This window comes from Bacillus sp. 5mfcol3.1 (genome assembly GCF_900114335.1).
Classification (GTDB): Bacteria; Bacillota; Bacilli; order Bacillales; family Bacillaceae_G; genus Bacillus_A; species Bacillus_A thuringiensis_S.
The window spans coordinates 1,472,135-1,492,903 of the sequence record NZ_FOST01000002.1 but is presented as its reverse complement, the minus strand read 5'-3'; the positions used below and the strand labels follow the sequence as shown (position 1 = coordinate 1,492,903).

Sequence of the window (20,769 nt, the reverse complement as noted above, 5' to 3'; positions counted from 1 at the left end):
AATAATAAAGTGCAACTTTAATCCGTGAGGGCTTTGTTCATCCCCCACGGATTATCAGCCCAACTCCCACAATAGCGAGAGAAATCCTTTTAGCTTTGAAATGAATCTCTCACTTCCATATTCTATTGATTCTTCTTTTCATTCCCTTGCTGGTGGCCTCTATTTTCTTGTTGAGACCCCCTACCATTGTTCCCTTGCTCGTTTCCGTCATTTTCTTTCTGGGATCCTCTTCCATTGTTCCCTTGCCCATTTCCATTATTCCCTTGTTGAGACCCTCTTCCGTTGTTTCCTTGCTCGTTCCCATTATTTCCTTGTTGTGATTCTCTTCCGTTGTTCCCTTGTCCATTTCCATTATTTCCTTGTTGTGATCCTCTTCCGTTGTTCCCTTGCCCATTTCCATTATTTCCTTGTTGTGATCCTCTTCCGTTGTTCCCTTGCCCATTTCCATTATTCCCTTGTTGTGATCCTCTTCCGTTGTTCCCTTGCCCATTTCCATTATTCCCTTGTTGTGATCCTCTTCCGTTGCTTCCTTGCCCATTTCCATTATTCCCTTGTTGTGATCCTCTTCCGTTGTTCCCTTGCTGATTCCCATTATTTCCTTGTTGAGCTTCTCTACTTTTATTCTCCTGTTGATTCCCTCTATTTTCTTGCTGAGATCCTCTTCCATTGTTTTCTTTTATTTGCTTCGATGACTGTTCCTCTGTTTTCTTTTGTTCTTTCTGCTCTTGCTTTTCATATTTTTTTTCGTCTACAGGAGATAAATCCATTGATGCATCAGGAGATGACTCCGGCTGTGATTGCACCTCTTCTTCATTTTCCACCTGATTAGGCGGCGTGGCAGGAGGCGTAAGCGATTTGTTTTTCTCATTCTCTTGCTTTATATAGACACCTGTGCCAATTCCAGCTTTTCTAGCATTCTCTCGTACTTGCATCGTGCTACTTTGATATTCAACTGTAATATGTTTTAACTCATATTCTTTCTTCAATTCTTTCATTGCCTTTTCTAACTGTGGTTCTAGCGCCTTGTCCTTTGCAACTGCTGTTAGCATAACTTGCTTATCATTCGTTAAATACTTATCCTCTTGACTTTGCTTTATAATAGTACGTATTACTTCTTGTAATTGTTTATTTTCCCATTGCTTCAATTCTTTTAAAATACGCCTTCCATCATCATTACAAGCCTGCAAATCTATAACACGAAAATCCTTTGTTACGCTCACCTCTAAACTTGGATTTATATCAACTGAGACATAAGCAAATACTTTTTCTTCTGGTTGGTTGTAGAAAAACAGCACTGCAAATAGAAAACAAGCAACAAGTATTGATGCAGGCTTTAAAAAGGAAGGAATCGAAAAATGCGATGCTTTTTGTTCTTGCTCATCAAACGAGATTTCCTCCCCGATTATGCAAGAATCCCCTTTTCTTTTACACGTAATAAACTCTCCATTTGGTGTTAAAACAACTACGCTATGCTTTTTTATATCCATCACAATTCCTTTATTCATCATGCTTTTCCCCTCTTATGTAATCCAGAATATATGTATAGTTGTTTGCAAAAATAATACACATTGCAATAATGTATTTTCTATGTCGTTCCAACGTTTTACGACTTACCCTAACACGCGGTTCAATATGTTTAAGCGGTAACTTTTTCTTTCGGAACAGCTCTTCCATCATTTCCTCTTCTTTTATAATAACTTTTACAATTTCTATTAAGTGCTCACGCGTATCACGATGCTTAGGAGATTCTTTAGCAAGCTCTGAGAATGTGATTTTAAACTCAGCTAGCACACTTTGAAAATGAAGAATTTCCTCCTTACGGTTACTATTTTCCATCTCTTTCATATACTCTGTAAGCGACACTTGCATTTCTAACATTTCCTCTTGCTCATCTTCTTTTAAAAAGACAAAGTTATGTTTAGACTCCTTACGTATATAGTCAATTACATCTCTTTTTATAAGAAGATCAGCAAACGCTAAAAAGGATTTTCCTTTTGTATATGAATACTGTTCAATTGCTTCGTTAAATGCAAACAATCCAATGCTATATTCATCATCCTGTTCTGTAATATATCGGCGGCAGACAGATGAGATTGATTTTCTAATAAAAGGCTGATACTGTACGATAAACGCTTCTTTATCTTCTTCGTTGTTTTGTATGTTACATACGATATCTTCTATTTTCGGTTTTCTTAAGATCTTCATTACTAAACTCAACACTTGTAATCTCCCAGCCTCCTTCAAATAGCAAAATGGCCACTACACAAGTGACCATTTAACCAGATTTTCTTGGTACTTTTCTTCGGTCTTGTTTTCTTGCTGTTAGTTATATTTTTAGAGTCTAACGTTTTCTTAATGATTTTTCCTTTTCTCTCGGCACTACAGTTAAGTTTGTATTTTTATCTACTTTCTTATTTTCTATCGTTCGTTTTGCTTATTCTTTTTCTATTTTATCTGCAATCCTTGAATAACTCTTCTTTATATAATTGGTAATTTCATCCTTCCGTTTTGGATGCCCACTTAATCTAGTAATTTTATTAATGCTTCTATATTCTTTCATAGTCATTTTTCTTCTATTTATTTTCTTCACTATACATATTCGGAGGAATACATAGTTTTATGGGGGTCAAAAAATATTTTCATAAAAAAATACATATTTATTTCAAAAATAAAAACCATCAATTTGAAAAAAGATAATCAAATTGATGGTTTTCTTATAATATCTATTAAATTAAGTTGGATTCTCATTATATCTAAAAAAGTACTAGCTATCCTCTGCCGATTTTCTCCATTTTCATCTTTCTTGGTTATCATAATATGTCTTATCTGCGTATTTTCTATCATTTCCTTTTAGATAAGCTAAAATTACTTTTGGATTTTTAAGTAAAGTCCAGTCTCCATATGTATCAAATCTTCTGCATGAAGTTATCATTCCATTTTTAATAGTACCGAATTTCTTATTATTTTTCTTTCCCCACTCTTTTAAACGTTTAGCGAAATCTGCATCTTCTGCCATAAGCATGTTTTCATTAAATCCGTTGATTGCCATAAAGTCTTTTCTATAGCACCAAAAAATCCCTACAGATATAGCTCCGTACTTAAAAAGTAAGGGGATTATGATTAACATTGCGGAGAGAAATATTCCTAAAGATATTCTTTCAAACTTACCATTCACCCCACCACCAATGTATGTACCTGAAGCTAAATATTTATCTACATTAAACAACATAGACTCTGTCATTATGGTATCAGCGTCTATAGTAACGATTATTTCTCCACTAGCTATTTTAGCCCCTGCATTTCGAATTTTAGATAAGTTTTTATCGTTATTTTTCAATGTAACACAATTATAAGATTTTGCTATTTCCTCTGTTTTATCTGTACAACGATTTAAAACAACTATAACTTCCGTTTGCTCTTTATATGCCTCTGATGCCTTTGCAATTGAATCTAAACATTTTCTAATGTACTTTTCTTCATTATGCGCAGGAATTATAATAGAAAACTTCACATCTTTTTTCAAATTAACTCCTGAAGATTCGTTTGTCTCAGTCATAATATTCCCCCCTTATTTTATAAGGTAAATATCTACTATACATAAATTATATTAATATTTATTAGGTTATATTATAGAAACTGACGGTAAAGAGGCTCTTACTGTCGACGTTCAAAAGCAAGACGTACAGCAAGCCCCGTTAAAACACTTGCCATAAGCCAACGCTGTACTCGTAGCCACGTCGGGCGTGTGCCAAACCATTTTGCAATTTTACTTGCTGTACATACAATTACAAGGTTAACTATAAAGCTAACAGTGATTTGCGTAAGCCCCAAAACTGCACCTTGAAAAAGCAAAGACCCCTTCTCTGGATCTTCAAATTGAGGTAGAAGTGATACATACAAAATAGCAATCTTTGGATTCAGAAGATTCGTCATGAGTCCCATCAGAAATAATTTCCTTGGTGGCTCATTAGAAATCATACGAGGTTCCATAATAGATGTAGCACCCGGTTTAATCGAATTCCAGGCGAGCCAGAGCAAGTAAGCAGCACCTGCCCACTTTACCGCTTCATATACAGCGGGAACAGCAACGAATAGAACTGTAAGTCCAAACATAGTTGCGATTATATAGATTACAAATCCGAGCATGATGCCCAATAAAGAAATAAATCCCGCCATACGTCCTTGCGTAATGGAACGGGAAATGAGGTAAATCATATTAGGCCCAGGTGAACAAACCATGCTAAGCGAAACAATTGCAAAAGCTACCAATGTACTCAAGCTGACCATAAACCTTCCCCCTTTATGTTACATAAAATTTCCTATTGTACATTTTATAATGATTGAGGAGAGAAAAGATTAATATAAACCGATGCAGCTAAGTAATAGTATCGGATCGAATGTATTGTAATCACATACTTCTCATTCTCTTAAGTAAGGATCTAAGAGTACCCTATCCATAGAGCTACTAAAACCACTACAAATAAAGCTAAACAACATGTGATATTTCGAATCCACTTTTGTATATCCCCAAAATACCTTTCTATATATAGCGTTGATAGTAAGCATAAGAAATAAAACAAAGAAAGGCAGCGAGGTATAGGTCCATTTTTATCTTCATGGCTGGAATTATACCCCTTACCAAACTTCTAAATAAAATGTATAGCTGAGTAGTTACCTTATTTCCCCCAAAAAATTCTGATTATTTCTTTTTCACTTCTTCTACAAATTCCCATGTCTCTCCGTTATCTTTTGATTGATAAAGTGCACTACTATCGCCATTGTAGTCTCCATCTGCCCCTTGTCCCACTAACATATTAAAAACCCCATCTTTCTCATATGGCATACTAGGTGAATCAAAAGGACTTATTGTGGACTGTGTATGATCTAATTTCACTTCATGCGGCGGATATTCTACCTTTTTGAAAGATACTCCCCCATCATCTGTGCGATATAACTCTCCTTCATTACCAGAAGGCCTAATTGCTCCTAAAAACCCAAGTTTATCATTTATAAAAGTGATTCCTGATACACTACCAATCCCCCCATTAAATGGATCTGGATTGATAACCTCCCATGTTTTCCCTTCATCACTAGTCTTGCTTAATGAATAAAAGGCGCTCCCTAATGCTTTATCTGTCATATTTAGTTTATAACCAACTTCTTTCGATAGGAAAAACTGTTCTTTTTCATTCTTTAAATCTTGTTGTTTCTTCTCTTTAAGCATATCTTCTTTTGGAGGCGTCTTTGATTTACTCCAACTTGCGTCACTTATTAAATTATATCTAGCAGGGACTAGCTCTTGCTCTTTTCCAGGGACAAATATAGATACAGTATATCCAATGATATCAGAAGCTGCTTTTTTAAGACTCTGCCCCTTACCATCCTCAGTAATATTAATAATTCCCTCTGTATTGGATCCCCAATTTCTTTTTCCATAATAAATCAACCCATACTTACTTTCATTCCATTTTCTAACCGTTTGCTTAACTGGAATCGCCTTAACCGTTTCAATTAAAGGTTCTACTAATTTATCATCATTATAATCAGGCTTTGCGTATCCGTCTCGTATTATAGTAATATCTTCTGACTTCTTCTTATTATAAGAGATTAAATAAGTTTCTTCTTTCCCATCATCATTTTTCCCATAAACAAATGTATCAAACGCTGTGATTGTTCCATCTGAATGAAATGTAAGATCAAAATCAGTTGCCATATACAATTTCTTTGGCAAAGGATATTTTTTATTTATATCTTCAAAAATACCTTCTACTCCAGACTTATATATATTATTATGTTTAAGTTTAACTGACCTTTCATGTTTTAACTTTTCTATAAACCATGCCAATTTACCATTGTAATTTATTGCACTTTTATAAATCTGCATCCCATAAAATGATGTAATTGCAACAATAATGATAATAGAAATGGATCTCCATGCTATTGAATTAGTTAATTTTTTAGATTCATATTCTCTATTTTTTATCATCCGTATTGTAGTAAATGTAGTTATGGATATAAAAAGTACTATACATAATAACAAAATGTAAATATTATAATTCATTCTTCCGTACTTACAGTATAAGGCCAACTCATAACAAAAAATCCCATATACAATTATTAGTATTGGATTTGTTACTAATGACAGAAGTATCCTTTTTGTATTTTCTCTAAATATAGAAACCACCCCTAATTACATGAATTACTGATATTAAGTATACTTTATTGTAAAGTAACAAAAAAGCTATTTAATCTTGCCTCAAAAAATACAATAGACATCTTTCTATTAAAGCCGTTTACAAATCTAGTTGTTTCATAGACAATGGATTTTTGAGTGAATACTAAAGTTGCTTCATTTATATGAATTACAAATTCAAGCATGATGCTCAATAAAAAAATAAATCCTGCCATACGCCCCTACGTAATGGAATGAGAAATAAGATAAATCAAAATAGGCTCAGGTGAACAAACCATACTAAGTGAAACAAGCGCAAAAGCTAGCAAAGTACTCAGGCTCACCATAAACCTTCCTTCTTTATGTTACATAAAATTTCCTATTGTACATTTTATCATGATTGAGGAGAGAAAAAATTAATATAAACCGATGCAGCTAAGTAATAGTATCGGATCGAATGTAGTGTAATCACATATTTCTCATTCTCTTAAGTAAGGACTAAAAATAACCTATCCATAGAGCTACTAAAACCACTACGAATAAAGCAAAGCAACATGTAATATTTCGAATCCACTTTTGTATATCATCAAAATACTTTTCTATAAATGCAGTGTAAATAGAAAGCATAAGAAGTAGCACAATGAAAGTAAAAGATCCCAATTTATCGTTAAATTTTTCATTAGTAAATGTACTTACATGAAGGAATAGAAAAACAAACGTTACTATGAATAGCTCAAATAATCTTTTTTTATTCAATCTGCCACCACCTTACAACAATTCCCTTTTATTCCATTTTATCAGAACATACTGTGTAGCAGTATATGAATATTATATTCATTTCAAAAAGGCCAACAATACAAGATCGTTAGCCTCTACTTTCCATATTCGCACCTTTTATCACTTTACTTCCTAACAACCGGAATCCACATTTCACCAAATACTAGGCCATTTCTCTGTCCCATCTCAACCGTTGTATTCGGTCCACCAACATAGGCAAAATCCTTTGCTTCTGGTAAAGCTTGACCGAAGGCGATGCCAGTAAGCTTATTACTTAGCTCTTTAGCCGTTTTGTCTTCCCCTTTCACTACTAAGTATTCTCCCCTCGGAAACTGAATCACTCTAGATTCTTCTTCTATTTGTGCTTCTGTCATGACACCCGCATAATACATCATTTTGTTATTCACCGCTTCGCTCACGGAAAAAATGTATTCATTTGTAGCTAAAGCTTTTAAAGTGTCCAGCCTTCCATCTTCTTTAACAGCCGACCAAAAGTCTTCCTTTTCTTTATTTATTCCAGCAAAGTTTGTGTATTCACTCTTAATTTCAGTTCCAATACCTAACACAATAAAGCTATCTTTTTCTTCTATAGTATAATTTTTCATATTCAAAACCTGCCTCTTTTTTTATTAATCAAACGATTTATCTTTTCATCTGATACGTTTATAATACCTTTAAACCATGTCAAAAAATGATACTGTTTAGGAGACCAAAATGAAAAAAGTTGAACGGATTAATACAATTATGCGGTATATCAACAACCGCTCTCACTTTACAATTTCTGAAATTATACAAGAATTTAACATATCACGGTCGACAGCTATTAGAGACATTAGAGAAATTGAAGCTATGGGAATGCCACTGGTCGCTGAAGTTGGGAGAACGGGTGGATATTTTGTTATGCATAATTCTATCCTGCCCGTTGTTCGCTTTACTGATAATGAAGTGAAAGCTCTTTTTATTGCCTTTATGGCTACGAGGAATCAACAACTTCCCTACCTAAAGAGTCGTCAATCTTTAGCCGAAAAACTACTAGGACTCATCTCAGAAACCCAGCAGGATGACCTTGTTCTTTTAAATCAACTCTTGCTGTTCCAAGGAACTAATCCTCATAATCCCGATCTACTTGAGCTTTCTGATCTCCCCCATCCTATGTTAGAAAAACTCATTCAAATCCTTCTTTTGGATAACCATTTATTGATTACCATTAAAAAAGATGAAGAAATTAAGTCTTATCCAATTTATCTATTACACCTTTATCAAGAAAAAAGCCATTGGATTATTGAAGGATTTGACTTAAAAGAAGAAAAGAAGTTAATGTTTCCTGTCGATGATCTCATCAATATCGAACCATACACGACGAATAAAAGGCTCAATAAGAAAAAGATTTTAGAAAAACTAAGTAAGAAGGCTGAAGCAATTAACCTTGTACTTGAACTTGGTCCGACAGCAATTGCCCAGTTCAAAAAATACCATCCTTTAAAAATTTCAATATCTTATACTAATCCTTACCAATCCACAGCCATTTTAAAAACTTTTATCAATGTTAACAATCCCGATGAAGTGACGGAAATAATAAATTGGCTGCTTTTTCTAGGGAAGGATATTAAAATCAAAGAAATACCCGATGAAGTATTAGCAGATTTACAAAAACGAGTGTGCTTATACATTCCATAAGCAGTGAGCCTCAAATATTAAGCTTTATCACTGGATAATTATCCTATTTTTAAATACCATTTCATTTACTACAATGAGAGCATGATAAATAATAAAAGCACGGAAAATCTCCCGTGCTTTTCTAAATATATATTATTCCTGAAGGTTTCGTTTATCACGTTTCTTACCCTAACTGACGTTTAAATGCTTTACTGGCGAAAAAGTAAGAGATGACCATTATACCTACGCACCAAGCGAGCGCAATTCAAATATCGTTTCCAACAGTTCCTTCATATAAAAGAGCACGAATCGCATTCACGATTGAAGTTACAGGCTGATTCTCTGCAAACACACGAACAATTTTTGGCATCGTTTCGGTAGGCACAAAGGCCGAACTAATAAATGGAAGAAAAACTAGCGGGTACGAGTAAGCAGTCGCCCCTTCCATAGACCTCGCTTTCAATCCTGGAATGATAGCTAGCCATGTTAGCGCCAGCGTAAACATCCCAAGTATTCCAGCTACCGCGAGCCAATCTAGAATATTAGCACTGGAACGGAAACCCATTAAGAGTGCAACAAGAATAACCACCACGATAGTAAGTACATTAGCAACCAGAGAGGTTAGAACGTGAGCCCACAATATCGATGAGCGCTTAATAGGCATCGTAATGAAACGTGCCATCAGCCCACTCTTTACATCCGTAAAGAGTCGCACGGAAGTGTAAGCTACACCGGATGCGATAGCCATTAGCAAAATTCCCGGCAATAAATAATTAACGTAGTTTTCCGTTCCAGTTTTTATTGCGCCGCCAAACACGTAGACAAATAATAGCATCATCATAATCGGTGTAATCGCTACTGTAATAATTGTATCCGGACTGCGCATAATGTTACGCATTAAACGACCTAGTAATACACCTGTTTTACTTTTCATTTACATCTCCTCCTTTTTGCCAATGATCGCAAGGAATATTTCTTCCAATGTCGGTTGCTTCTCGATATACTCCACTTTTGCTGGCGGGAACATCTCTTTTAGTTCAGCAAGAGTACCTGTCGTAATAATTTTTCCACCATGCAAAATAGCGATACGGTCTGCCAGTTGTTCTGCTTCCTCCAAGTACTGAGTCGTAAGCAAAATAGTTGTACCGCTACCAGCAAGTTCCTTGACTGTATCCCACACTTCGATTCGCGCTTCAGGATCAAGTCCAGTCGTTGGTTCGTCAAGAAAAATAACTGCTGGCGCCCCAATCAAACTCATCGCGATATCAAGCCGGCGCTTCATCCCGCCTGAATACTGATCTGCCCTTTGGTTTGCCGCATCAGTCAGGCTAAATCTTGCAAGTAGATTGTCAGCAACTTGAGCGGGATTGGAAACACCACGTAATTTGGCGATCATTATCAAGTTTTCCCTCCCTGTCAGCATACCGTCTAAAGCTGCGAACTGCCCTGTCAAACTGATACTTTGACGAACATGGTCTGGTTGACGCTGTACATCAAATCCGCAAATACTTACTTCACCGCTATCTTGCTTCATTAGCGTCGAAAGGATGTTAACCGTTGTCGTCTTTCCAGCTCCATTTGAGCCTAGCAGCGCGAAAATTTCTCCACGCTGCACCTCAAAATCTACCCCTTTTAAAACTTCCTTGTCTTTAAAGGATTTTTTCAAGCCTTTTACAGAAATCGCTGCATGACTCATACTTTTTTCCTCCCTATAAAAATGTTTTGCGAAGACTATTTATTTACCTCTATCTATTTAGTATCACTGATATTCTGTATTACTTAGTACCAAGTTAAAAATATAACTGAATAGCTATGATGGCAATTCATATGTGTAACCAGCTAATCAGTCGGTACTACTTATTCCATTTATTTTTTTCTCAATTTCTTCATAATACTTTCATTCAAATCTTCACGATACTTGGAGACGTAAGTTTTAGCATTTGCCACTAGTTCGTCAGCAAAGGAAGCCACGTCATCCCCAGTAATGTCAAGCACTTGTCTTCCTTCCGCTGCACCCGCTTCGAACAAATCGATTAATTCATACTGTATGTGTAACATATCCATCCCGTTACCCGCTGAAAAATTCCACATGTAGTTTTGAATTTTCTTAAATACAAATTGGTAGTCCTCTGGCAGAGCCTCAACTCGTGCCATCATCATTTTGTACTCTTTTTTATCACCAATTAACTTTTTGAACATTTCTAACATCTTATTTTCCTCCTTTTTTATAAAACCGAACAAGAAATTCTCAAAATATCGGCCGGAACATTTTATCTTATGAACCTATTTTGACTTCAAGACGTTAATTTTTGACGATACAAAATCCCATTTTTTCCAAAACAATTCAAGCTCCTGGCGGCCTTCTTCATTTAATGAATAAAACTTACGAGGCGGTCCCATATCTGATGGTTTCTTTTCAATATTCACAAGCTTTTTCTTCTCTAATCGTACGAGGATGGTATACACCGTACCTTCCACAACTTCGGTAAACCCAAGATCATTCAGGTGGCGGGTAATCTCATAGCCATACGTTTCACGGCGACTAATGATTTCCAGTACACACCCTTCCAGTGAACCTTTCAGCATTTCAGTTAAATTTTCCATGTCCTGATCCTCCTTTACCCCTATTCTGTCTGACTTATATTCAGTATCACAGAGTACTAAGGCGAATTTTTTACTGAACAGTTTTGTGAATCCGAACTATTCAGTATCAATTATTACATCTACATTGTATGACTAAGTAGTTATGGATGTCAACTGATTTTCAAATTTTTTCTAAAATCCGCTATTACCTATTGTCTACTGAAAATATTTTGAGAAACAACACTACTCAGTATTGCTTATTACAAGTACATTGTATGACTAAGTAGCGATGAATGTCAACTCGATTTTTATATTTTTTCTAAAATCAACTATTACCTATTCAATACCAGCCTATTTTCTTTTTTTATTTTGCCCCATACCTATCCCACTAAGAAAAGAAACTACCCCAAAACAAAAATTCTACATTTTTATTTTGGGGCGCTATACTATACCAAAGTTAATGAATATGGCTAGCTCTTCTTATTAATAAGACAGATCATTTTTTATTACGATAACATCATAGTCATATCTTCTGCTGCATTTGTAATTAGTTTTAAACCAAATGTTTCTTGTAATACATCAAGCACGCCAGGTGAAATAAATTCAGGAGCCTTTGGACCGATGCGAATATATTGAATCCCAAGACTAAATAGCCCTAGTAAAATGGCAACTGCTTTTTGTTCAAACCATGATAGTACAATACTTACTGGCAATTCATTCACTTCACATTGAAAAGCATCAGCTAAAGCAGCCGCTATTTTCACTGTAGAAATTGAATTATTGCACTGTCCTAAATCAATGTAACGCGGAATTTCTGTACCAGGTACAACACCGTAATCCACATCATTAAAGCGGAATTTCCCGCAAGAAGTTGTTAAAATAACCGTTTCTGGCGGAAGTGACGTTGCTAATTCACGATAATATTCTCCGCCTTTTCCCGGTGCATCACAACCGGCGATAACAAAGAAACGCTTTATTTTCCCCTCTTTTACTGCATCAATAATTTCTGGAGCTAATGATAATACTGTATTATGATGAAACCCTGTCACTAACTGTTCATCCGACTCCATATGTACTTCTGGAAGTTCTAGTGCTTTTTGAATCAATGGTATAAAATCATCATTTTCAATTTTTTGTACACCTTCTAAACCTGCAATATCATATGAAAAGAATCGATCAGAGTATGATCCTTTAATTGGCATAACACAGTTCGTTGTCGCTAATATGGCACCAGTAAATTTTTCAAAAAGGCGTCTTTGATCATACCATGCCTTGCCGATGTTTCCTTTTAAATGTTTATATTTTTTCAGCTGCGGATATCCGTGTGCTGGTAGCATTTCAGAATGTGTATAAATATTAATGTCTTTTCCTTCTGTTTGCTTTAATAGTTCTTCTAGTGCAAATAAATTATGGCCCGTAACTACAATTGCTTTACCTTCTACACGATTTTGTGTAATTTGTACAGGCTCTGGCACACCAAAATGATTCGTATGTGCCTCATCCAATAACTCCATCACCCGTAAAGCTGATTTCCCGACTTTCATAGCCATATCAATATGCTCTTGTTCGTTAAAGTTAGAATTTGTTAATGTCATATATAAAGCTTCTTGTGTTGTAGCATCTACAAATGCATCCGTATACCCTAGCTGAGCAGCATGTGTGCGATAAGCTGCAATTCCTTTTAGCCCAAACACAATCGTATCTTGTAAACTCGCAATCGTTTCATTCTTGCCACAAACACCCATTACTTTACATCCGCCTGTTGGCGTTTGTTCACATTGATAACAAAACATATCATCCCACCCTCTCCCAATCATTCATTACATCTTAAGCATAATACCCATTGAAAAAAAGTGATGTGATATCAATCACAATAATATATAAAGATTTGTGACAGTTCATATTGTTGACATAATACTTTTATTGACATCCAAAAAATATACATTAGTGTGCACACATCTTTCGATACTTTTAAATAGCTAAATAATTAATTTGGAGAAATATATACAACGAAAAAATTTTTTTGAATCCCTTATACAAATAATTGCAATTCATCTCATATGAAAATAGACATACAAATACGCTATTCTTTCTATCATTCAATAGAAAGAATAGCGTATTTTTTATTTTAAGGAACTATCATTTTTTTATTACAGCCTTCATTGTAAACCTCTTTATTTACAATACATTTACACTATCTTAACATTACTTACATTATTTATATGATATATTTATATAGAAGCTACTTAAGAAATTTCATATACATTTTATCTTTATGATCTCTAATCTAATCAATAAAAAGATCATGTTATATTTTTATAACAGGGGTGAATTACGATGACTGAAACTTTAAAAACACTTATAATGCTTGATGCTACTTACGTTGTTATTGCAATTATGACAGTACTAGTATTTGTATACTTGGAATTAAAATCTCAGTAATATATGCTGACGTAATCGACAGATTCAGCATTTAAATATAGTTAGAAGAAAGAGAGGAGAAAATTATTTCTCCTTTCTTTTGTATTTCTACAATTTCTTATTTTAATAAATCCAATGTATGTAAAAGTAATCCCTTGTCTCCTACTTCTCCATGACCAGGTACTACCGAATTTATATTTCCATATCGCTTCAGCACATTCTCAATCGATGTAGACCATTCATTTACATACGCATCCGCAACATTTCCTAAATCTTTAGCTTCCGCAGATTTTACTAAACAGCCTCCAGCTAAAATTTGATATTGTGGCAACCAAACAACAATATTATCTTCTGTATGTCCTTTCCCTGGATAGAACGTTTCTACTTTTGTATTGCCAAACTTTAAACTCGTAATTGTTTGTAAATCTCCAAGCGGCTCTTCATATCCACTGTTCTTTGCTAGTTCTGCGGTTAATGCTGTACTATGCGCTTTAATGCCTCTTTCTTTCAACGCTGTTATTCCGCCAATTCGATCAGCGTGCGCATGTGTAATAATGACATCCGTTACGCGCTTCTGAAATTTCTTTTCTACCATTTCTATTAGTTCCTTCGTTAATTTGTTATCCCAAGAAGAATCAACAAGTACTAGCCCTTTAGAAGTATTAAGAACTAGACCGTTCGAAGGAACTGCTTCTCCATTAAAATAACCTAACTCCGTATGAACCCATACATTCTTGTTTAACTGAGATATTGAAATGGTTCCCGTCTCATTTTTGATTACTATTTGCTCTAGCTTTTGTTCTGCTTTCACAGAAGAAATTGTACTAACAAATTGAGTTATTCCTAGTAAACTAACACATACCCCTAATTTTAATAATGTATTCTTTTTCATTTTCTCCATCCTTCCTTTCAAACTAAATAGTTATTACCTATATTAGACAATTCATCTCAAATCTTTGTTCCATCGTTTTTTTACATTTTTTTACATAAATGATAAAAAAGCGTACAAAATGTTGTACGCTTTAAAACTTAATCTTCCATTCCATAATTCTCAAACTCTTCCTCATTCCCATAAAATACATTCAAATCAATATACTTTTCTTTTCCATTATAACCGCTTAATCTCCCGCGGTTCGTGTATTGCCAAAACGTCCATTTTCTCTCATCAGATAAACTCGGTTTTGTAAGAACACTACGAATCCATATATCACATTTTGGATTCGCATCCTTTATATATAAATCATACGCCTCTTGCGTTGCATACAATATTACTTTCTTATCGTAATGTTTTTCTAGCATTTCAATCATGACCGCCAACTCTTTCGTAACATCTTCACGCTTAGGCGGATTATCTTTTTTGTTAGCGTAAAACTCAACATCAATCACGGGTGGCAGTGCTTGTTTATATTTTGGAACAGTTCGTATAAATTGCTCTGCTTGTGTTTCACCCTTACTATCGAAACTAAAAAAATGATACGCTCCGATGCGCATATCTGTCTTATTCGCATTCCTCCAATTTTTCGAAAAGTACTCATCCACAAACGAACTTCCTTCAGTCGCCTTTATAAACGCAAACTTCATATTTTGCTTTTCCAACTCTCTCCAATCTATATCCCCTTGATACGATGCGACATCTACACCTTTTATTTCATACTTATCAGCACTTATTTGATTCGGAATGAATATGCCTTGAAAAACTAAGTAAACGACAACACTTATTACACTTATTAAAGTAAAGATTCCTCCTATAAAAAGCTTCTTTTTCATTCATATCACCCATCTTTACAAATTAAAATTCTACTTACCATTCACGCTTTTTATTAATTTTCATTTTTTCTTTAAACGCCTTCTCTAAATCAATATTTAATTTATTTGCTAAATCACATACATTCCAAATTACATCAAACATTTCTAAACCGATTTCTCTTTTCGCATCTTGTATTGTATCACGCTTTAATATGACTTCCGCTAATTCACCTAATTCCGCCATCGTATATATCGTACGCTCTTCAATTGTTGTATCTTGAAATCCTTTTTCTTTACTGAAATTTGATACATACCTCTGAAACTCCACAATATTCATACTTAATCTCCCCTCATTACCAATACTCCATTTTTCTATTACACTTAAAACCTAAATTATATTTTGTTAAATTATAACATTCGGACTATAATTTATTTATAGTCCATTAACGGAGGTGTTTGCAATGACTCTCTTCGCTTCACCAACATTATTTATAGTAGCAATCATTTCATTTGCACTAGCTTATTTCATCGGAGTAAAGCAGTACACTTGGCTCTTATCAGGATTCAACGAACGCCGCGTGCCTGATAAAGTGAAACTATCAAAAATAGTAGGTCTTTATAATTTAATTGCTGGTGTCATTGCGACAATCGGTAGTGTCTTCACTACGCCTAATGTCACAATCGTTATTCCTATCACTCTAATTGGACACTTTATAATCGCGGCTTATGTAAATACACGCATGGTGCAGTAAAAAAGATCACCCAAATGGATGATCTTTTTTATAATTTATCAACATATTGCTTCGCTTCTAGTAAGGAAAAACCAAAAGCTTCTCTTACTCTCTTAACTGCTGTAATTTTTTTGCCTTCTTCTACAAGCTGGCGTAGTTCTTTATTAATTTCAGGTTCTCTTTCTATAATTCCCATTTCTTTCGTAATTAATTGTAATCTATCTTCAATTCTCTTTAAACGCGCATCATTTTTCTTTTCAATTGTAGTTAATTTTTCAGCGATATAAATGAAACCAACAGCTACTATCAGTATAACCATCCAGAATTCCATGAATGTTCCCCCTTACTAACTTTCATTTGCTTTATTCCACTAATTTATGTAAATTTTACCACAATACACATTTAATGTATAATATCACTATATCAAACTGTTAATAAAACCTATTATTTTAGGGGGACACTTTATGAAAAGATTTTTAAATACGTTACTTCAATTTGTAGTTCTTTCAATCGTGCTACATTTGTTATTTGATATAGTTGGTTGGCTTGTTTTCAATGCACCAATTAAAAACAAACAAATCATCATTTCTTTAATAACAATCTCATGGGTTATGTACATGTACCGAGACAAATTTTTTCAAAAGTTCACTTCAAACTAACTAAAAAAGAAAACACTTCATTGGTGAATGACGAAGTGTTTTCTTTTTTTACTACTGTATAATAAAAATACTATTCTGTCTTTAAAGAAAGGAGTCACCATGAACTTAAAAAGTAGCAATATATACGAGAAAATGAACCAATATTCCGTTGCAGGTTTAAGCCTCGCTGTTATATGTAATGGCAAACTAGATGAAGCGACTGCCTTTGGAACACTTGAAGCTGGAACAACTAGAGCTGTTACTACAAATTCTCTCTTTAATTCTTGTTCTATCAGCAAATTCATCACTACAATGCTCGTACTAATGTTATCAGATCAAGAAATCTTGCATTTAGACGAAGACGTAAATGATAAACTCACATCTTGGAACATTCCTACTAATCTATTTACTTCACAAAAAAGCATCACTTTGAGAAACTTATTAAGCCATCAATCTGGACTCATTGATCCACCTAATAGTTTTGAACATTATACACCTGCAAAAGGCTTACCTAATATGTCTGAGCTCCTTTCCGGTAAAACACTATATTGCCCCGTACCTATAGAGGTAACTTATAAACCAGAAAGTGAATTTCACTACTCAGACGCAAACTTTTGTATAATCGAACTACTACTAGAAGATATTACAGGAAGATTATTTAGTCAGTTATTAGAAGAACACATCTTCCAGCCATTACAAATGAAAAATAGTACACTTTTTTCTCCAAAAGACATAGATAAAACCGATGTTTTTGCTTGCGGACATAATAAAGATAGAACTGTAACAAATGAGAAGTATCCATTTTATCCATTCGCAGCTGCTTCAGGTATTTGGACAACACCAACTGACTTATCAGCTTTAGTTATTGAAATCATTCATTCCTTACAAGGAAAGGGCAAACTAAAACTTTCTCAAAAATTAGTAATAGACATGATTTCTCCTCAAGGTTGCTCAAAATGGACTGGATTAGGTGTTTTTCTAGATGATTCTAATGAAGAATTACAGATTTATTCACTCGGATGGGGCGTTGGATTTCAATGTATGATGGTTTGTTATCCATACTGCGGGAATGGTGCTGTTATTATGACTAATTCCGATTTAGGTGTTCATCAAATGGAAGGGATCATTGGTGAGGTTGTAAAAACGTTATCCTTATAATGAAAATAAAGAAGCTGTTCCTTCCAGCTTCTTTATCTATATAACATTTTTCGCAACAATTTTTATATGTTCTGGTGCGATAATCTCCGTTATACTTTCTTGGAAATCTTCCCGCAACATTTCTTCCAAATGTTCTAACTGCACTTCAACATGAGTACATTCTAAATTATGTATATTTAACAGTGCATAATGATCTTTTTTCTTAATTACTAAATATTGATTTTCCTCTGTCACAAGTACAGAACCTAATCGGACTCCTAGTAAGCGTTGATCATCAAACTTCATAATTACTTCTCCTTCCCTCATATAAACAAAATTACAATGAAAATAATTACATTTATGGAAAAACACGCTTATTTAGACTATATCATAATTTACTAAAATAGAAATATCTTTTTCTGTTTTAATAAAAATCCCTATTTTTTCATATATTTCGATACAAAAAACTTTCTCAACATTAAATTTGAATTTTCAGTTTTTAATTCTATAAAAATCTATTATAATAAAGTTAATAAATGTTTGACCTCTCCTAATTCATGTACATATGGATGATCAGTAGTTATTGCTACTGATCTATTTTTTTGATTTCAGAAAGTACATACTCTGCATCCTTTCCTACACCACAAATAAGTGCGGAACCCCTTTGAGATTGCCATGGTAAACCAATATAATACAATCCTTTTACTGGACTGATTCCCTTTATATGATTAGGAAATCCTTTCTCATTCACTGCCTGTTCAATTTCAATCCAATTATAATTTTGAACAAAACCAGTTGACCATATAATGCTTTCTGCACTATAAGTATCACCATTCTGAAACATAATGTTATTTCCTGATGCACTTACTACTTTTTCTTGCAGTTTGATTGCTCCATTACGAATAAGTTTCTTACCTTCAAAACCGAAAATAGGGTCCTTTCTCTTCTGGAACCATCTTCCCCTCTTTGTATTTATTTCAGCGTACAATAAACCCACTTTTTCTAGCAGATTAAAAATACTTTTTCCAAAAAGTTGTAACGGTAAAAACGTTAAAGGATGACTAATAGACACCGTAACTTCATGAGTCTTTGCCAGTTCTACTGCAATTTGCATTCCTGAATTCCCACCACCTACTACTAGTACTTTTCCCTTAGGAATTTGTGATGGTGATTTATATTGTGATGAATGTATTTGAAAAATATGTGATGATAGATTTGCTGAAACTGAGGGAATAAACGGTTGCTGAAAAGCACCTGATGCGATAATAACTTTTTTCGTTTGTAAAACTTCTGTAGGAGTATGTAATTCAAATATTTCTTTTTCTTTCTTTATTTTTAGAACTTCCGTTTGTAATTGTACCGGTAATTGAAAATGTCTTGCATATTCTTCTAAATAAGTTGCAATTTCATCTTTATATGGAAATTCATTTTTTTCACCTATTAACGCCATACCCGGCAAGCTACTGTAAGACCTTGGGGTAAAAAGCTGCAAAGAATCATATCGATTTCTCCATGAATCACCAACTTGTTTTCCTGCCTCAAGTAATAAAAAATTATACCCTTCTTGCTTCAAGTAATATCCCATTGTTAATCCAGCTTGACCCGCTCCAATAATAATTAGGTCTATCATTCTAATCCCTCCTTCTCTTAAACGTATGAATACTTGTTCATATATTCATACGTTTCCATAATCATAACATTTTATTTTTATATAATTCAATATCTACTCAAAATAAAAAAGAGCAGTTCACTGCTCTATGAACTACTCTTCATTCCATTTCTACAATTTTTCCTCGTATAGTGTAATTCTATTTGAAAACGGATCAATTACAGTTAATTCAATTGTACCCCAAGGTGTTTTTTCTATATTCGGCTTCGAATAAGCATATTCTTTACTTAATAATACAGAATGATAATCCTTTACATCATCTATTTTAATCCGAATCGCACCACCTGGTGAGGCATCACCATGATGTTCTGATAAATGTATCACAGCATCCTGTAACGAAATTTGCAAATATAATGGCATATTTTCCTCATACCGATGTTCCCAATCCAGTTTAAATCCTAAAAAACCTAAGTAAAATAGTTTTGCTTTTTCAATATCAAAAATTCTAAATATAGGTGTTATCATTTATACTCTCCTCCTATTTATAAACATCTGCTGCCAATTCTCTCAAAACATCCACGTTTACTACTTCATAGCATCCATCGTTCTTCTTTATTATCTCTTTATCACAAAAAATATTTAATGTTCGCAACAAATGCCGATAGCTCGTTCCTAACAATTCCGCTATTTCCGTTAAATTCCCACTAAATACAATTCTATTTTCATGCTGAACTGCTCGTTCCCCTGCTGCTAACATGTAACTCGCAAGTCTATTTTCAAGCGGATACAATAAATTAATTGTACTATTTTTTGAAAGTCGATTTAACTTATGTGCTAACGATCCACAAATACATCTTAAAAATTTCGCATCATGAAATAGCTGATTTCTCACTTTTCCTAATGGTAAACCAACACAATATGAATCTGCCATTACTTGTACATTTGAAGTAATCCTTTGGGAATGAATTAACTCCACATCTCCAAGTAACTGCAAACTATCATAAAAACACAGTAATACGGATTTCCCGTTACTTAATGTGTTAAACGCTTTCGCTTTTCCTTCAACAAAGAAATATAAATAATCTATCTCTTCATTTTCTCTACAAATAAACTCATTCTTTTTAAAAAATATAAGTTCCATATATGGCTTCATATCATGACTAAAAAATGAATCAATATTATTTTTCTTCATATACTCTGCTAATTTAATAGAATTACATACTTTCTTCATAGTTCCCCACCTTTACAACTCATCCCCATTGTAATCAAAATTTTCTTCTTCCACTATGACATATGTCA

The 20,769-nt window shown here is 34.1% G+C and carries 23 protein-coding genes and 3 pseudogenes; 4 read left to right on the top strand and 22 right to left on the bottom strand.

The window, feature by feature from the left end:
• Positions 1–122: 122 nt before the first annotated feature.
• The 9 genes and pseudogenes from BM089_RS17100 to BM089_RS17060 form a co-directional block, all read right to left on the bottom strand.
• Positions 123–1,508, bottom strand: a complete 1,386-nt coding sequence (locus tag BM089_RS17100; RefSeq protein WP_090977506.1) for an anti-sigma factor domain-containing protein — start codon at positions 1,506–1,508, stop codon at positions 123–125.
• Positions 1,498–2,220, bottom strand: a complete 723-nt coding sequence (gene sigI / locus BM089_RS17095) for an RNA polymerase sigma factor SigI (RefSeq protein WP_002094101.1) — start codon at positions 2,218–2,220, stop codon at positions 1,498–1,500. The genes BM089_RS17100 and sigI overlap by 11 nt, the downstream gene beginning before the upstream one ends.
• Positions 2,221–2,794: 574 nt before the next feature.
• Complete coding sequence (locus BM089_RS17090; RefSeq protein WP_000141007.1) at positions 2,795–3,556, bottom strand: glycosyltransferase family 2 protein; 762 nt, start codon at positions 3,554–3,556, stop codon at positions 2,795–2,797.
• 98 nt (positions 3,557–3,654) lie between these two features.
• The gene (locus BM089_RS17085; protein WP_023522590.1) at positions 3,655–4,287 is read right to left on the bottom strand and encodes a LysE family translocator; all 633 of its coding nucleotides are present in this window, start codon (positions 4,285–4,287) and stop codon (positions 3,655–3,657) included.
• Between the two features lie 152 nt (positions 4,288–4,439).
• A pseudogene (locus BM089_RS17080) lies at positions 4,440–4,571 on the bottom strand (DUF3963 domain-containing protein); the annotation flags it as partial.
• Positions 4,572–4,699: 128 nt separating this feature from the next.
• Entirely contained in the window at positions 4,700–6,184 is a 1,485-nt protein-coding gene (locus BM089_RS17075) for a WD40/YVTN/BNR-like repeat-containing protein (protein WP_090977504.1), read from the bottom strand.
• Positions 6,185–6,354: 170 nt separating this feature from the next.
• Positions 6,355–6,519 (bottom strand): annotated as a pseudogene (locus tag BM089_RS31540) (LysE family translocator); the annotation flags it as partial.
• 151 nt (positions 6,520–6,670) lie between these two features.
• A complete protein-coding gene (locus BM089_RS17065) occupies positions 6,671–6,928 on the bottom strand; it encodes a DUF3963 domain-containing protein (RefSeq protein WP_001036208.1) in 258 nt (85 codons plus the stop codon).
• Positions 6,929–7,074: 146 nt separating this feature from the next.
• Complete coding sequence (locus BM089_RS17060) at positions 7,075–7,554, bottom strand: GyrI-like domain-containing protein (RefSeq protein WP_000801052.1); 480 nt, start codon at positions 7,552–7,554, stop codon at positions 7,075–7,077.
• A gap of 109 nt (positions 7,555–7,663) precedes the next feature.
• On the opposite strand from BM089_RS17060, the gene BM089_RS17055 reads away from it, so the two are divergent.
• Positions 7,664–8,626, top strand: coding sequence for a helix-turn-helix transcriptional regulator (locus BM089_RS17055; protein WP_075718042.1), 963 nt, complete (start codon positions 7,664–7,666; stop codon positions 8,624–8,626).
• Positions 8,627–8,789: 163 nt separating this feature from the next.
• Here BM089_RS17055 and BM089_RS17050 read toward each other — a convergent pair.
• From BM089_RS17050 to BM089_RS17010, 8 genes and pseudogenes are all read right to left on the bottom strand, one after another.
• A pseudogene (locus BM089_RS17050) lies at positions 8,790–9,539 on the bottom strand (ABC transporter permease).
• Entirely contained in the window at positions 9,540–10,301 is a 762-nt protein-coding gene (locus BM089_RS17045; protein WP_000017471.1) for an ABC transporter ATP-binding protein, read from the bottom strand.
• 170 nt (positions 10,302–10,471) lie between these two features.
• A complete protein-coding gene (locus tag BM089_RS17040) occupies positions 10,472–10,813 on the bottom strand; it encodes a DUF1048 domain-containing protein (RefSeq protein WP_000891986.1) in 342 nt (113 codons plus the stop codon).
• A 75-nt stretch (positions 10,814–10,888) separates the two neighbouring features.
• Positions 10,889–11,209 (bottom strand): PadR family transcriptional regulator, encoded by a 321-nt coding sequence (locus tag BM089_RS17035; protein WP_000429488.1) that lies wholly within the window; start codon positions 11,207–11,209, stop codon positions 10,889–10,891.
• Between the two features lie 485 nt (positions 11,210–11,694).
• Positions 11,695–12,981: a hydroxylamine reductase gene (gene hcp / locus BM089_RS17030; RefSeq protein WP_090977653.1), complete on the bottom strand. Its 1,287-nt coding sequence runs from the start codon at positions 12,979–12,981 to the stop codon at positions 11,695–11,697.
• A 746-nt stretch (positions 12,982–13,727) separates the two neighbouring features.
• Positions 13,728–14,501: a BcII family subclass B1 metallo-beta-lactamase gene (bla2, locus tag BM089_RS17020; RefSeq protein ID WP_000742461.1), complete on the bottom strand. Its 774-nt coding sequence runs from the start codon at positions 14,499–14,501 to the stop codon at positions 13,728–13,730.
• A gap of 137 nt (positions 14,502–14,638) precedes the next feature.
• Positions 14,639–15,376, bottom strand: coding sequence for a glycoside hydrolase family 25 protein (locus tag BM089_RS17015; protein WP_065229139.1), 738 nt, complete (start codon positions 15,374–15,376; stop codon positions 14,639–14,641).
• A 34-nt stretch (positions 15,377–15,410) separates the two neighbouring features.
• Positions 15,411–15,692, bottom strand: a complete 282-nt coding sequence (locus tag BM089_RS17010; protein WP_001028132.1) for a MazG nucleotide pyrophosphohydrolase domain-containing protein — start codon at positions 15,690–15,692, stop codon at positions 15,411–15,413.
• Positions 15,693–15,816: 124 nt separating this feature from the next.
• On the opposite strand from BM089_RS17010, the gene BM089_RS17005 reads away from it, so the two are divergent.
• Positions 15,817–16,107 carry a DUF3784 domain-containing protein gene (locus BM089_RS17005; protein ID WP_000171773.1) on the top strand — a complete coding sequence of 97 codons (291 nt, stop codon included), beginning with the start codon at positions 15,817–15,819 and terminating at the stop codon, positions 16,105–16,107.
• Between the two features lie 28 nt (positions 16,108–16,135).
• Here BM089_RS17005 and BM089_RS17000 read toward each other — a convergent pair whose 3' ends face one another.
• Complete coding sequence (locus BM089_RS17000; RefSeq protein ID WP_000397724.1) at positions 16,136–16,417, bottom strand: hypothetical protein; 282 nt, start codon at positions 16,415–16,417, stop codon at positions 16,136–16,138.
• Positions 16,418–16,550: 133 nt separating this feature from the next.
• Here BM089_RS17000 and BM089_RS16995 point away from each other — a divergent pair, with 133 nt between their 5' ends.
• Together BM089_RS16995 and BM089_RS16990 are read left to right on the top strand one after the other, a co-directional pair.
• Entirely contained in the window at positions 16,551–16,745 is a 195-nt protein-coding gene (locus BM089_RS16995; RefSeq protein WP_000819660.1) for a hypothetical protein, read from the top strand.
• A 99-nt stretch (positions 16,746–16,844) separates the two neighbouring features.
• Positions 16,845–17,882, top strand: coding sequence for a serine hydrolase domain-containing protein (locus BM089_RS16990; protein WP_075718543.1), 1,038 nt, complete (start codon positions 16,845–16,847; stop codon positions 17,880–17,882).
• Positions 17,883–17,918: 36 nt separating this feature from the next.
• On the opposite strand, the gene BM089_RS16985 is transcribed toward BM089_RS16990, so the two are convergent.
• From BM089_RS16985 to yeiL, 4 genes are all read right to left on the bottom strand, one after another.
• Positions 17,919–18,167 carry a hypothetical protein gene (locus BM089_RS16985; protein ID WP_000666948.1) on the bottom strand — a complete coding sequence of 83 codons (249 nt, stop codon included), beginning with the start codon at positions 18,165–18,167 and terminating at the stop codon, positions 17,919–17,921.
• 280 nt (positions 18,168–18,447) lie between these two features.
• The gene (locus tag BM089_RS16980) at positions 18,448–19,491 is read right to left on the bottom strand and encodes a flavin-containing monooxygenase (RefSeq protein WP_090977502.1); all 1,044 of its coding nucleotides are present in this window, start codon (positions 19,489–19,491) and stop codon (positions 18,448–18,450) included.
• 150 nt (positions 19,492–19,641) lie between these two features.
• Positions 19,642–19,995 carry a glyoxalase superfamily protein gene (locus tag BM089_RS16975; protein ID WP_000632403.1) on the bottom strand — a complete coding sequence of 118 codons (354 nt, stop codon included), beginning with the start codon at positions 19,993–19,995 and terminating at the stop codon, positions 19,642–19,644.
• Positions 19,996–20,008: 13 nt separating this feature from the next.
• Complete coding sequence (gene yeiL / locus BM089_RS16970) at positions 20,009–20,701, bottom strand: transcriptional regulator YeiL (RefSeq protein ID WP_000754830.1); 693 nt, start codon at positions 20,699–20,701, stop codon at positions 20,009–20,011.
• Between the last annotated feature and the right edge of the window lie 68 nt (positions 20,702–20,769).